Origin of the sequence: Neobacillus endophyticus, assembly GCF_013248975.1 — a bacterium.
In the GTDB taxonomy this organism is placed as follows: domain Bacteria; phylum Bacillota; class Bacilli; order Bacillales; family Cytobacillaceae; genus Neobacillus; species Neobacillus endophyticus.
This window is the reverse complement of record NZ_JABRWH010000001.1, coordinates 3,575,610-3,590,221: the sequence shown is the minus strand read 5'-3', so window position 1 is coordinate 3,590,221 and position 14,612 is coordinate 3,575,610. Positions and strand designations below refer to the sequence as shown.

Below are 14,612 nucleotides of genomic sequence, written 5' to 3'. Positions count from 1 at the left end.
CTTGGTAAAATAGGAATAGCCCTTCTCGGTTATGTTGAGAATGGCTTTTCCTATTACGCTCTTTTCGTTTTCGTAAACCTTGAAGGCGAAACTGTTCATATGACCAAAAGGATGCTATTTAAATCAGTTTGAAAAACAACATCGTGGCGAACACTGCCAACTTTATGACCGGATATTTTTAATGCCAGTTATTTCATTTACTGCTTTATCACGCGGAAATACAACCAAATAATAGTACACTGCCCCAAGCAATAAAACTCCTACTGTCAAAAGCGGAACAGAATAATTTAAATACCATGGCTGTCCAGGTGATCGCGGCCATGAGAGATTAATTATAACGAACACTCCCCATAAGAGGGATAATAGATTAACGGTTAATCCCCATTTTCCTAAATTCCATGGGGAGGTTGTGGAAATCCAGCCCCGTTTTCTCGCAATAAGTGCTCCAATTGACACGCTTAGATAAGCCATATAGATCCCAACTACACAAATATTAACAATATAAGACTCGGCAGAAGCAGAAAGACTTAACAATATTGTAAAAATGCCGCTAAAAACGATCGCTGCTACAGGTGTTTCATGTTTGATTGACATTTTTGCCCATAATTTGGAGCCAGGAATCTTATGATCACGGCCAAAAGAATACAATAAACGGGAAACGGTTGCCTGAACAGCTGTACCGCAAACAAAGATGGCAATTAAGGCTAAAACCACGAAAGCATTTGATATTCCTGACCCTAAATTTTTCTCAAGAATATAGGTTAATGGAACTTGTGCTTTCATCGCCTGATCCAAATTTGGAATAGCTAATACAAATGCCCACAGGGCCAAGCCGCCGATAATAAAGGTTAAAAACAAAGAAGTGACGATCGCTTTTGGCACGACACGGCGGGGGTTAATGACTTCTTCTGCAAGACTTCCGGCAGAGTCAAAACCGAATAATACCCAAGTAGAGGTCAGCATGGCTGCTAGAAATACAGGTAGATAGCTACCTGTACCAGACGTTCCTGCCGTTTCAAAAGTGAAATTAAATGGATGATGTACTCCAACGGCAAATAGGGCAATTGCCAGTACAATCATTGCCGCAATTTCTGCAATCATTCCGATATTATTGATAAGCGCTGTGAGTTTTATGCTAAAAGCATTGATTAAGGTTTGAAGAAGCACCATAACAGCTGTGATGAATACAAGCACGATGTGGCTATTTGAATCCAAGCCCATTAATTGTGCAATATACGGGGCGCCTCCAAAATCGACAGAAGCAATGGTAGCAAGCAGCGCAATTAAATAAATCCACCCAGAAAACCATGCAAAGGTATTCCCTACAAGATGCTTTGTCCATTGGTAAATAGACCCTGCAACTGGATAATGCGAAGCTACTTCACCCATAGTTAATCCCACAAGCAGCTGGCCAATAAATACGATCGGCCAACTCCAAATGAAGGCTGGCCCCCCTGTCGTTAAGCCAAATCCAAATAAACTAAAGATACCAGTCGTTGCTGAAATAAAGGAAAATGCGATGGCAAAATTAGAAAAGAAATTAAGATTGCGTTTTAATTCTTGTTTGTAGCCAAGCTGCGCCAAGTCTGCTACATCTTCTTGAATAGAATGCTCCTTCTTTGACAAATGCATCAACTCCTTGTGTAAGAGATTGGTTCTACAAGTCCTTTCCCTTTTGATATGTGTTTTTTAGGTTCCGTCATCGCTTTCCATTTGCTATTTGCTCCACATCACGCTCCTTTATAAGATAAATAGGTTGCAATTTGTATGCCAAATTATACTCACGTAAGTACCTTTATAATTCAGAAAATACTGTCATTTAAACGAATTAATTATTCACTTTTACATAATCAATGCAATTTCGCATATTTATGATTATTTTTCACAATAAAAAAATCGCCTCTTTATTAAAGTGACGATTAGAGAGCATGTATTTTACTCTGTTTTTTCCATTTCTACTATTAAAACATGGGAATTCTCATGTGCTTTTATACGAAGATCCTCCTCAACAGCTTCGAGTGCATCTCTTGTATTTAATGTCAAGTTATTTATTTGTGAGCTTCCTTCGATTTGCACTAAATAGGCTTGTCTGCCATCTTCGATTTTAAAATTGATTTCTTTATCGTTATCAAGTTCAACAACGTAAATGTTTGTATCTTGATTTATTTTAATCGGTGCCTCACCATTTTTGCCTGAGACCATGTGAAGCCAAGTGTTTTTTCTATCGTCCCAATTAAAACGATAATCACCATAGCTTGGTTCATAGCCATTTTTATCAGGCAAAATCCAAATTTGCAAAAATCTCGATGTTTCATCCCCTAAATTATGCTCACTGTGATACACTCCAGTACCTGCGCTCATATATTGAACATGGCCTCTTTCGATTGTGCTCCTATTTCCCATGCTATCCCCGTGTGTAAGCTCGCCATTCACTACATAAGAAATGATTTCCATATTTTGATGTGGGTGCAGGTCAAATCCCGTTCCAGCATCAACCAGATCATCATTGATTACTCTCAGCGTCCCAAAATGGATATTTTTTGGATTATAATAATTAGCAAATGAAAAGTGAAAAACACTTTTAAGCCAGCCTAAATTACTTCTTCCCATTTTTTCGTTTTCTAACTTTCTTAACATAAAATGTATCTCCTTTCCTTTTATCTCAATTTAAATTATCTTGAATTCGAGATAATAATATACCTATTTTTACTTATTGTCAAATTCATTTTATATGAAAGAAATTCACCATTCTTTCCATGTTTCGCGAAAGAACGGTGAATCTCTTTTAAGAGGCCATTTTCTGTTTTGGTGAGATCTTTGTTTCCATAGATTGGTTGAAATAAATAGAAATTGAGTTTATCATCAGGATGGCCATAGTAACATAAAAGACAGATCTAATCCCAAAAGCAGCGGCCACATGGCTACCTATTAACGGACCCACGAAATTGCCCAAAAATAGGGAAGAACTATTTAATCCAAACACAGTTGCTTGAATATCAGGGGGTGCTAGTTTTTTAACTAGGACATTAAGCGATGGTACCATTCCGCCTATAAATAACCCAAGGAGAAAACGGCCGATCAATAATGTGGTAATATTGCCGGCCAGTGCCTGTGGAATAAATGCCAGTGCAGCCATCATTAATGCAAATGCCAATACTCTTTTCTGACCAATTTTATCACCAATTCTTCCTAATGTAGGTGCCCCTATTAGATTCGCCATACCCGTTATGGAAACGACAAGTCCGGCAAAAAACTCTAAATGCATTCCGTGGTACAACGTTTTGGCATATACGGTTGCCAATGGTTCGATGCTCATCATCCCTAAATTCGTAACAAACGATGCAATAAATACTGGCAGCAATGGCTTGACCATATACCATTGCACCTTCTTTTTCTCTTTTGCCGAGCCGGGTTTATGATCCTCATGAACAAAGAACAAGATGAGGAGGCCAGCGATACAAAGTAATGCTCCTGTTAAATAGAAAATATGATGATATCCAATTTTTTCAGCAAGGATTCCGCCTGCTAAAGGACCTAATAAACTCCCTGCAACCAATCCCGTTTGCAATGTCCCTAATGCCTTACCTGATTGTTCATTTGGAGTAACTGATGCTTGAAGGGAGACCGACATAGACATAAAACCGGAAAATACCCCATTAATTATACGTAATACAAGTAATTGCCAAGGTTGGGTGACCAGCCCCATCAAGGCTGTAACAACTCCCATTCCAAAACCGGCTCTTAAAAGCATGACCTTGCGTCCGTACTTGTCAGCCATGGAGCCCCAAAGAGGTTGAAAAAATACTGAAACAATAAATTGAGCAGCAAATATCCAGCCTGTCCACCGCTCAATGGAAGCTGTTTCATGTACCCCCAATTGCTCAATATATAAGGGAAGAAAAGGTAAAATTAAACTCATCCCCATCGCACCAAAAAAATCCGCAAACCATAATATCAATAGCGTTCGTTTCCAATTCAAACTGTACACGATCCTTTCACATGACTGCGCTCTCTGACAGTTCTCTTCTAGTTTCTTTCTCCATTGATATGGTATACCTATTTTTCAGTGAAGTACAGTTATAAACCCTATAAAAAACTCAGCGACCTGCTCTAGGTGACTGAGTTTTTACACTTTTATTTTTTTAAACTTAATAGCCTGCAGACATTTTCTGCAGCAAAAGCTAAATTTACTTCTCCAAACTCTAATGCTGCTTTTATCGAAGTAATGCCTTTTGAGATTCCAATAATAGACGTCATTCCAATTTCATATAATGGTTCAATGCCAGTGCCGATTTTCCCAGCAATCGTGATAACTGGTACGGAGTACTTTTTTGCAGCCATGGCAATTCCGTATGGTGTTTTTCCAAATATGGTTTGACTATCTATGCTTCCTTCACCTGTGAAGACAAAATCTGCATCTTTCATCTGATCCTCGAGCCGGGTATAATCCAGTATTAAGTCAATACCATTTTTCAAATGTGCGTTAAGGAAAGCTAATAGACCGGCCCCAAGTCCGCCTGCTGCACCTGAACCAGGAGTCATGGCCACATCATGATTCAATTGCTGCTTAATGATCTTTGCATAATGGGATAGGTTTTGATCCAGCTTCATTACCATTTCAGGATCTGCTCCTTTTTGGGGACCAAAAATGGCTGATGCTCCATTTTTACCAATCAGTGGGTTGCTCACGTCACACGCAACGTCGATATGGACGGTTTTTAATCTACTGTCTAAACCAGTAATATCAATAGAATGCAACTGATGGAGGAATCCACCGCCGTGTCCCAGTTCATTTCCATTTGAATCCTTGAAAGATACACCTAGGGCTTGCAGCATTCCGACTCCCCCATCATTCGTTGCACTTCCGCCAATTCCGATTAAAATCTGTGTGACACCAAGTTCTAATGCGTGTTTGATTAATTCCCCCGTACCATAGGTAGTTGTCAATAATGGATTGCGTTCCTCCGGTTTAATTAATGCCAAACCACTTGCACTTGCCATCTCGATAACAGCAGTCTTCCCTTCCCCTAAGAGACCGAATTCCGCTAATACTTTTTGACCTAACGGGCCAGAGATTTCAGACTGGATGATGTGACCGTTGGTTATATCAACAAGGGCATCTACCGTTCCTTCTCCCCCATCTGCCATGGGTGCAATCACACATTCCGCATCTGGAAAGACCTTTCTAATTCCTTTTTCCATTGCCAGAGCAGCCTTCTTGGCTGTCATACTCTCCTTAAATGAATCAGGGGCAAGTATAAACTTCATTGACATCGCACCTTTTCACTTTTATTTACATGATTATTCTTTATCAAACCTGCTCTTATTTCGTTTATTCATTAAGTTAAAATGGGCACACCGTTCTTCTTCTTTACTTTCCAGTGTATCGAATTATTAATGAAAAATAAAAAAACAAGCTCATCACTTTAGAGGTGAGGAGCTTGTTTCATTTATGCGGGAATTCTAATGGTTTTTTCCTTTTTCTTTTTAAAAAAATATAGAACAAATAACAGGATAAACCAAATAGGTGTCATCAATAAGGCTTCACGAGTTTCATCAGCAAATAGCATGATAATTAAAATGAAAGCAAATAAGGCAAGTACCACATAATTAATAAATGGTGTCAATGGCGCTTTAAACTTCGATTTTTTTCTTAAATCAGGACGAGATTTTGCGTAACGTAAATGACAAATTAAAATAATGCCCCATACCCAAATGAAACAAATAGCGCTTATAGTTGTCACAATACTGAAAGCTTGTTCAGGAATCAATTTGCTTAAAAGGGCACCAAAGGAAAGGACTAGGGCTGAAACAAACAAAGCATTGCTCGGAACATGATTTTTGTTTAATTTCGAAAAAGTGGCTGGTCCCTGATCATGGCTGCTTAAATTATAAAGAATCCGGCTCGTTGAAAATAATCCACTGTTACAAGCAGAAGCTGCAGATGTTAATACAACAAAATTAATAATGCCCGCAGCGATCGGAATGCCTACTAAACTAAAAGTCTTAACAAAAGGACTGTTTGCCGCGTTCAATTGTGTCCAAGGGTTGATACATAATAGAATAATAATTGCCCCTACATAGAAAAAGAGAATTCTTAGCGGAATTTTATTAATAGCAGATGGGATATTTTTTTGCGGATTCGAAGTTTCTGCAGCAGATACTCCTACTAATTCCACACCTACAAAAGCGAAAACAACCATTTGGAATGATAAGAAGAATCCTGATATTCCATGTGGAAACAGACCGCCATACTTCCATATATTTTTTACTGAAACAGTACCAGAATCCGTATGGAATCCAACAATTAGTAAAATAACCCCAATGAGAATTAACGCTAGAATGGTTATGACTTTAATTAATGCAAACCAGAACTCTAACTCTCCAAACAGTTTTACGGTTAACAGATTTAAACCCAATAAAATGATTAAACACACGATCGCAGGCACCCATTGAGGGATATTGAACCAATAACGTACATAGACACCAACTGCGATAACATCAGCCATAGCTGTCATAATCCAACAAAACCAGTACGTCCATCCAGTTACATATCCTGCCCACGGTCCGATATAATCCTCAGCAAAATCTGTAAAAGATTGATAGCCCGCATTTGACAAAAGCAGTTCTCCTAACGCCCGCATGACAAAAAAACAGGCAATTCCTACGATTAAATAAGCAAAGATGATAGATGGACCTGCTAATTGGATGGCTTTACCCGATCCAAGAAATAATCCTGTCCCAATGGTACCTCCTATTGCAATCAGCTGGACATGGCGATTATGCAGGTCCCTTTTTAATTTTTGCTGTGCCATTTTTCATTCCTCCTAAAATGAATATGATGGATAATAGTTAAAAGCTAAGAAAATTTTTGTCCTTTTTGTGAAATAATGAACAAATGCTTTGAACACAATAAAAAAGAGGTTGGTATTCACCAACCTCTAAGACGTAAGAATAACAAATAGAACCTGTTACACTTCTGTTAAGAATAACAAGTAAAATTTAGTACTCTTCTGTCCTTTTGCCTGAGATAGTGAACCCTTCGGCGCCGCACATTCATGCGGTCTCTCCAGAAGCTGCTCCTGCTATAGTTTGATCCATAGCAATCATAGCTTGCGATAATTCAATTATTATGGGTTAAAAGCTTCTATGTAGAAGTATAATCTTTCATCGCGTTTAACGATTTAAAAATTATTTTATTATATTATCAGTATTCCATTATTTCGTCAAGATGTTGTTTTTAACATATTTTAAATTCCTAGAAAATAGCCCTGCCCTTCGGCAGCAAAGGTACTGTCTTAAATCGTTTTTTCTATCGCATTTATTTAAAAAATGGGTGATCCATTGAATAGAGCTTCCGATATCTGTCTTCAGTTGCCAACAATTGTTGGTGGCTGCCGCTCATCGTAACTTTTCCACGATCCATAAATAGAATCCGATCCATTTTCTCCATTCCAATTAAGTGGTGAGTTACCCAAATTATGGTTTTATCCTTTAGTGTTTCAAATATTGTTGCCAGCAATTGTTTTTCTGTGATCGGATCTAGCCCGACTGTAGGTTCATCCATGATAACTACTGGTGTTTTTTGCAAGAGAATACGTGCAAGAGCAATTCTATGCCGCTCTCCGCCTGAAAAACGCTGTCCTGTTTCATTCATGTTGGTTTCATATCCTTTTGGCAAGTCTTTTATCATGTCATGAAGCTGAACCTGCTCTGCCGCCTTATATACTTCTTCATCTGAGGCTTCCGGATTTCCCAGTCTGATATTATTTAAAACGGATGTATGAAATAAATAAGCTTTTTGGTTTAATACAGAAATGATTTTTGGAATCGCTAATTGAATCTCATTTGCTTTGTACTCATTTAATAGAACCGACCCATTTGTAGGTTCTAACTCTCCCAGAATCAATTTTAAAAGAGTTGATTTTCCGGCACCGCTTGGTCCTAAAATGGCGATTTTTTCACCTTGTTTTACTGTAAGATTTAGATCATGGATCAGAATCGGTTCAGTGGGATATTGGAATCGAACATCGGTTAATTCAATTGATATGTTGGGGAAATCACAATCCATATCATTCTCTGTTTCTACCCACTTTGGAACATCATAGGAATCCAATTTCTCAAGGCGGTGGATTGAATCTTGGTAAGAAGTGATATTACTAACGGCATCCGAAAGCGGCAAAAATGATTCCAATATGGATAGTGTCACCAAGCCTACAGCTGCAATAAAGGTTGCAGGAATTTGCCCGCTGACTGACATAACATCCGCCCTATAAATAGCATAAATCACCATAATCCCCAGCAAGACTTGGTTTCCTAAGTCTCGCCAATTCACAAATGAATGGATTTTTTTTTCAATTTGCAGCTGCTGATGCTGCAAAGCTTCATATTGCTTAATAAACTCCAATTGTCTGCCGCTAAAGAGCCAATCACTAACCCCAAAAACCGCATCAGTAAACTGTTGATAAAGCCTATGTCTTCCATGTTTCATTTTTTCATTTTTGGCTCTCAAATAGTAGAATGAAATACCGGGTGCTATAAATAGTAAAATTCCAATTAGGATAGCAAGTGTAAGTGCAAACGAAATGGAAAAACTTCCAGCACAAACCATAATCACTGTATAAATGATTAGTGACACCAGTGATGGAAACAGTGTTTTCAAGTAGAAATCCTGTAAATGTTCAATATCATCTGCAAGAACTCCCAGGATGTCACCCGTTAAAAAACGAGATCTCAGAAAAGTCGCTTGGGGCTCGAGAACTTTGTACAAGCGAACACGCATATTGGACAGAATTTTCAAGATGAATTGATGTCCTGTCAATCTTTCGATATAACTTAAAACGGCACGTCCGATTCCAAACGTTCGAACGCCGACAATCGGTACATAGATCATTAAAATGGATTCCGGTCTAGTTGCTGCTTTTGAAATTAAGTACCCGGAAGTAAACACCAAACCGCCGCCAAAAAGGATGGTCAGCCCTCCCAGAAAAATGGCCAGCAAAAACAAACCGCGATATTGTTTTAAATAGGGAATGATCCATTTTTCCTTTTTCATTAGAGCCCCTCCAATTGTGCCATTACAAGCTGATAATATACACCCTGTTTTGCCATTAATTGTTCATGTGTTCCAGTTTCTATGAGTTTTCCTTGATCAAGTACCAAAATTTGATCCATTTCCCGCATCCAATGGAGGCGATGCGTGGAAAAGAATACTAATTTCCCAGTAAATAACTGCAGCATGGTCTCTTTTAATTCATACTCTGTTTCAATATCCAAGTGGGCAGTTGGTTCATCCAACAATAAGATGGAACGGCCGCTTAAAAAGGCCCTGGCAATGGCAACACGCTGCTCCTGGCCGCCGCTCAGCGGACGCCCGCCTTCTCCAACGGCCGTATGCAACCCATCTGGAAGGTCTGACATCACTTCGGATAAACCAGCGAGTCTTGCTGCCTTCATCACTTCCTGTTCTGTTGCCTTTGGATGATAAAAACGAATATTGTTCATCAACGTATCAGAAAAAAGATATGGATGCTGCGGGATATAGGTAATCTGTTTTTGCCAGCCTTCCAGCATGAGAGATTCCAATTTTTTATCGTTTACCTGAAATTCTCCGCTCGTTGGACTAGCGAACCCGCTTAATAGATCAATTAAAGTAGATTTACCAGCACCGCTTGCACCGATAATTCCCACTTTTTTTGTCCCTGTTATGGTAAAATCGATATCTTTTAAACCTTGATCCGAATCTGAAAAGCGGAAATTCATATTCTTCAAAGAAAAGACATTTGTAGGTTGCCATTCCGGAATGAATTGATTTCCAGGGCTCACGATCTCCATTTCGAGGATTTCGCCTATTTTTTTTCCTGCTTCTTTCCCATCCAGTGTTGCATGATAATCGGCACCAACTTCGCGAATCGGTAAGAAATATTCAGGAGCTAGTATAAGGATGGTTAAAGCCGTCTTAAGTTCCATTGTCCCATTAATTAGCCCCATGCCAAGAAAAACAGCCACTGTTGCCACAGAAAGCATTGTGAAAAAATCGAGGGCAAACGTGGACAAAAAAGCAATTCGTAAGGTAGCCATTGTCGCTTTTCGATATCGGTCACTGACCATCCGAATTTTTTCGATATGTGTGCGGCTTTGTCCTAAAAATTTTAATGTTTCCAACCCCCGCAATGAATCAACGAAATGATTGGAGAGTAATTCATATGATTCATACTGGCGGTTTGCTTTTTCTTTGGCTGCCAAACCAAGAAGAATCATAAATACGATTAAAATAGGAAAAGCAACCATTAATATGACAGCCGAACGAATATTTTCACAGAAAATAAATACCCAAACCATCACTGGGATCAAGGCAATGTTGATGACCTTTGGCAAAAACAGTTCCAAATAACGGCGAAATTTGATGATCCCTTCCATTATGAATGTGACAGTCTGACCGGATCCTTCTGCTTTCACAAATTGAGGCCCCAACTGAAATAACTTTTTCAGAACTGCTTCTCTAAAGAAAACACTCGTATCGGAAGCGAAGCGGAAAGCAAGCTTTTTCTTCCATAAAGAAAGCAATTGACGAAAGACAAATGCCAGAAAGAAAATGAACAATTTTCTCATGACAATATGAAACAAATCTCCTCCAAAAAGGGAGGAGATTGAATCGGCTAAATAATAAGCCTGGATCATGATCATCGTGCATTGAATAACTGTCAAAAATGTTAATGCCGCTAGTACCGGTTTGATGCCTTTGTAAGAAAACATAGACTTATCCATCAGTACGTCAAATGCTCCTTATCTGTCACTCTTTTTCTGAAAATATAGTAACTCCAGATGGTGTATCCCAATACAAACGGTAAGATCGTGACAGCCACAATGGTCATTACTTTTAATGAATAAGCCCCACTTGAAGCGTTATATACGGTAAGGTCGAAAGCTTTATTGATCGAACTGATCATGACTCTTGGGAATAGGCCAACGAAAATAGCAGAAACTGTCAAGGCTAATCCCAGACCTGACATTGTAAAAGCTAAACCTTCCCGTTTCTTTGTAATAAAGGTATAAGCAAGTGTGTAAACGGCGACGATTAGCACCACAATCACAAGTTCAGGCAAAAGCCGTACTTTAAAAATATCTGTCATTGACCAGGATAGTACAACAAAAACGACAAGTGAACCGAGAACCGCCAGTACCATTTTCTTTGCTAATGCACTTGAACGTTTGCGCAGATCCCCTTCTGTTTTCAAGGTCAAAAAGTTTAATCCATGAAGCAAGCATAACAATGTTACCGTTAGCCCTCCCCACAAGGAATAAACATTAATAAAATCAGAGAACCCTGCTGTCATATTCATATCTTTATGAATTGGCATTCCCTTTAACATACTCGTAAATAAGACACCCAGAAGGAATGGAGGTAACAGACTGCCAAAAAAGAGAGCCCAATCCCATATATTAGTCCAACGCTCTGTCGGAACTTTACTGCGGAATTCAAAAGATACACCTCTGGCAATTAAGCATAAAAGCACGGCTAATAATGGAATATAGTATCCGCTGAACATGGTGGCATACCAATCCGGGAAAGCTGCAAAGATGGCACCGCCGCCGGTTAAAAGCCACACTTCGTTTGCATCCCAAACAGGTCCAATTGCATTAACCATGATCGAACGCTCCTGCTGACTGCGGGCAAGAAACCTCATTGACATACCCACACCAAAATCAAAACCTTCAAGAAAGAAGAAACCGATAAATACAACACCAATTAAAACAAACCATAATTCATTTAATTGCATCCTAAGCACCTACCTTATCAAATGGATCCAATTTATGATGAACTTCCATATTTTCATGTGCAGCAGGACCATGTTTGATTTCCCGGACCATTAAATAAACCATCACAAATGCCAGGACAGTAAAAATTAACATATACATAATAAGGGAAAATAAGACACTGCCTCCAGAGACATTCGGCGAAACTGAACTATTTGTTGTCATGAGACCAAAGATTGTCCATGGCTGGCGGCCTACCTCGGTCATAATCCAGCCAAATGTATTGGCTAAAAATGGAAATGAAATGCTAGGAGGTAAAAACTTTAAGAATACTTTATTGGTTTCCAGTGTACCTCTTCTCCAAAGGAATAGCCCAATAATGGATAATAGAATCATAGCAGCACCAAAACCAACCATTAGGCGGAAGCTCCAATACGTTGTTTTAACTGGAGGAATGTAGTTTGTGCCTTTTCCGACTTTTTGATCGTATTTGGACGCATATTCTTTTTGCAGAGTGTCCATACCTTTCAGACTGCCATCAAATTTAGAGTATGATAGAAAGCTAAGAGCGTAGGGAATATTGATTTCAAACTTGTTTTGTTTTTTTGCCGTATCAATGATGGCAAATGCAGACCATGGCGCAGGACTTGGTGTATCCTTCCAGATCCCTTCTGCTGCTGCCATTTTCATTGGCTGTGTTTTGACAAGATATTGGGCTTGCTCATGGCCGCTTAATGCGGTGCCCAAGCTGCCAATCAACCCAAGAATAAGGGCTAGATTCATCGATTTTTTATAAAATCCCACTTCTCTTTTCTTTAACAAATTATAGGCGCTTATTCCTGCAACGAAGAAAGCACCTGTAGCGAGGGCACCTGTCATTACATGCGGGAACTCCACCCAAATTTGACCATTAGTTATTAAGCTAAGAAAGTCGTTCATTTGCGCCCGTCCATTTTTCAACATATATCCGACAGGGTGCTGCATAAAGGAATTTGCTGTTAAAATCCAAAAACCTGAGAGAATGGTTCCGAGTGAAACGAGCCAAATACTTGTTAAATGCAATTTGGGGGATAATCGTTCCCAGCCAAAAATCCACAAACCAATAAAAGTAGACTCCATAAAAAAGGCAAGCAATGCTTCAATCGCAAGCGGAGCGCCAAAAACATCTCCGACAAATCTGGAATAATCTGACCAGTTCATCCCGAATTGGAACTCTTGAATAATTCCTGTTACCACTCCAACTGCAAAGTTAATCAAAAACAGGTGGCCCCAGAATTTGGTCATTTTTTTATAAACATCATCTTTCTTTACAACATACAAAGTTTCCATCAAAGCCACTATAAACACTAGGCCGATCGAAAGCGGCACAAAGAAAAAGTGGTAAACCGTTGTTACAGCAAACTGAATTCTTGCCAATAATAACTGATCCATAACCGTACCTCCCTAATTGTTTTTCACTACATCCATAGTGTAAATTGTTCAATGTTTCACAAAGATGTCTTCAGTAAAATAAATTTAGAATGACAAAAATAAAGCCGGCTTTTTAGACATATTCTAAAACAATAACTAATACTTTCTAGAAATTGCTATTTCATCTGCCCACTATTATAGTAGCAAACATTTTTATTTTTTTCCGTCAACTTTTTGTCTACTTTTTGACAACTTTATGACTTTTGGCGCCGTTGATTTTTATCTTTTGATAGTAGAATGTTGTAAAATCAATTACCAGCAATGGTTGAGAGTAAAAAATAATGGTTTTGAATCTAACACTCTCAGGAAAAGTCAAGGGGTTAAATCACACTTAACAAGTTTGAAATGGAAGAAGGTACTGCAATAAAGCCGATGATCAATCGGTGAAAAATAAAAAACACCCTTCTTCCACAATTCGATTGCAAAAGAAGGGTGTATGTGACATTGCTTCTTTAGGTGCAAAAAAAGGCACCTCAGATATTTCTAACTCTAAACAAGTTTCTCGTTTTTAGCGATTGTTTCTTATTGAAATGGCTGCCTGTTTTTTCGAAAGGAGGCTGATATAGACAAAACCAAGAATCAATACCCCAAACAAGATGATGCCGATCATTTCGAAATCAAGTTCAGCCCATGGGAAGAAAAACGTAAAGGCTTCATATGAGGAAACTCCATAAGCCAATAAGACAATGATCCATCCCATTAATCGTGATGCTGATTGTCCGAATCGATTCGATTGGTTTATCACACGGAATGCAACGAATGAATCTATGGTGTCGGTTAAGATCATTCCAAACATAAAGACGATCCCCAGTAATAAGGGCATATAACTTCCTGTATTTCCAGCTGCGATGGCCCACATGGAAGTTTGACTGACGGTATCCGCAGCCAAGGCAAATATTCCCCCTATTAAAATAACAAAAAACGGGTTCGTTGTTTCTTGTACAATTCTTGGCAGGAATTTTCCTTTGATCCCACTGATCTGATAATTTCCATCCGCTATTGATTTCGTCCGTAACAGATTGTAAATATTTAATGTTCCAATACTAAATAGAGAAATAATCGAGATCCAAGTTACCAGTGTATTAACAAGTTCAGGGATCCTAAAGTTCTTCATAAAAATCCCCAATATTAGTGCAATGCATGTTACAACCAATCCATGACCAATTGAAAATAATGTGCCTACCCAGCGGGCAATAGGACTATTCCTACGCCAATTATATCGAGTTAAACCATCGATACAGGCCAGGTGGTCTGCATCTAATCCATGGCGAAGTCCCAACACAAACACCAAAAGAATTAACGAGACGGTTTCCATTCATCAAATCCTCTCTCTTAAACTAGTTAAAGTTCGTTCAAGATTCGTGGGAGCTTTTTGTTCATGGGTC

Annotated in this window: 10 protein-coding genes and 1 riboswitch; all 10 genes read right to left on the bottom strand. The window is 38.9% G+C overall.

The window, feature by feature from the left end; genetic code table 11:
• Window positions 1-162 precede the first annotated feature (162 nt).
• Complete coding sequence (locus HPT25_RS17740; protein WP_173067082.1) at window positions 163-1,626, bottom strand: APC family permease; 1,464 nt, start codon at window positions 1,624-1,626, stop codon at window positions 163-165.
• Window positions 1,627-1,935: 309 nt separating this feature from the next.
• Window positions 1,936-2,637, bottom strand: coding sequence for a pirin family protein (locus HPT25_RS17735; protein ID WP_173067079.1), 702 nt, complete (start codon window positions 2,635-2,637; stop codon window positions 1,936-1,938).
• 148 nt (window positions 2,638-2,785) lie between these two features.
• On the bottom strand, window positions 2,786-3,979 hold the full coding sequence (locus tag HPT25_RS17730; protein WP_173067076.1) for an MFS transporter: 1,194 nt from the start codon (window positions 3,977-3,979) through the stop codon (window positions 2,786-2,788).
• Between the two features lie 155 nt (window positions 3,980-4,134).
• Entirely contained in the window at window positions 4,135-5,268 is a 1,134-nt protein-coding gene (locus tag HPT25_RS17725; protein ID WP_173067073.1) for a glycerate kinase family protein, read from the bottom strand.
• Window positions 5,269-5,450: 182 nt separating this feature from the next.
• Window positions 5,451-6,815, bottom strand: a complete 1,365-nt coding sequence (locus HPT25_RS17720) for an amino acid permease (RefSeq protein WP_173067070.1) — start codon at window positions 6,813-6,815, stop codon at window positions 5,451-5,453.
• A 188-nt stretch (window positions 6,816-7,003) separates the two neighbouring features.
• Window positions 7,004-7,083, bottom strand: a riboswitch (glycine riboswitch).
• A gap of 238 nt (window positions 7,084-7,321) precedes the next feature.
• The gene (cydC, locus tag HPT25_RS17715; RefSeq protein ID WP_173067067.1) at window positions 7,322-9,055 is read right to left on the bottom strand and encodes a thiol reductant ABC exporter subunit CydC; all 1,734 of its coding nucleotides are present in this window, start codon (window positions 9,053-9,055) and stop codon (window positions 7,322-7,324) included.
• Window positions 9,055-10,767, bottom strand: coding sequence for a thiol reductant ABC exporter subunit CydD (gene cydD, locus HPT25_RS17710; protein WP_173067064.1), 1,713 nt, complete (start codon window positions 10,765-10,767; stop codon window positions 9,055-9,057). The genes cydC and cydD overlap by 1 nt, the downstream gene beginning before the upstream one ends.
• Window positions 10,767-11,780: a cytochrome d ubiquinol oxidase subunit II gene (gene cydB, locus HPT25_RS17705; protein ID WP_173067061.1), complete on the bottom strand. Its 1,014-nt coding sequence runs from the start codon at window positions 11,778-11,780 to the stop codon at window positions 10,767-10,769. The genes cydD and cydB overlap by 1 nt, the downstream gene beginning before the upstream one ends.
• Window position 11,781: 1 nt before the next feature.
• Complete coding sequence (locus tag HPT25_RS17700; protein WP_173067058.1) at window positions 11,782-13,188, bottom strand: cytochrome ubiquinol oxidase subunit I; 1,407 nt, start codon at window positions 13,186-13,188, stop codon at window positions 11,782-11,784.
• A gap of 547 nt (window positions 13,189-13,735) precedes the next feature.
• A complete protein-coding gene (locus HPT25_RS17695) occupies window positions 13,736-14,542 on the bottom strand; it encodes a HoxN/HupN/NixA family nickel/cobalt transporter (protein ID WP_173067055.1) in 807 nt (268 codons plus the stop codon).
• Window positions 14,543-14,612 lie beyond the last annotated feature (70 nt).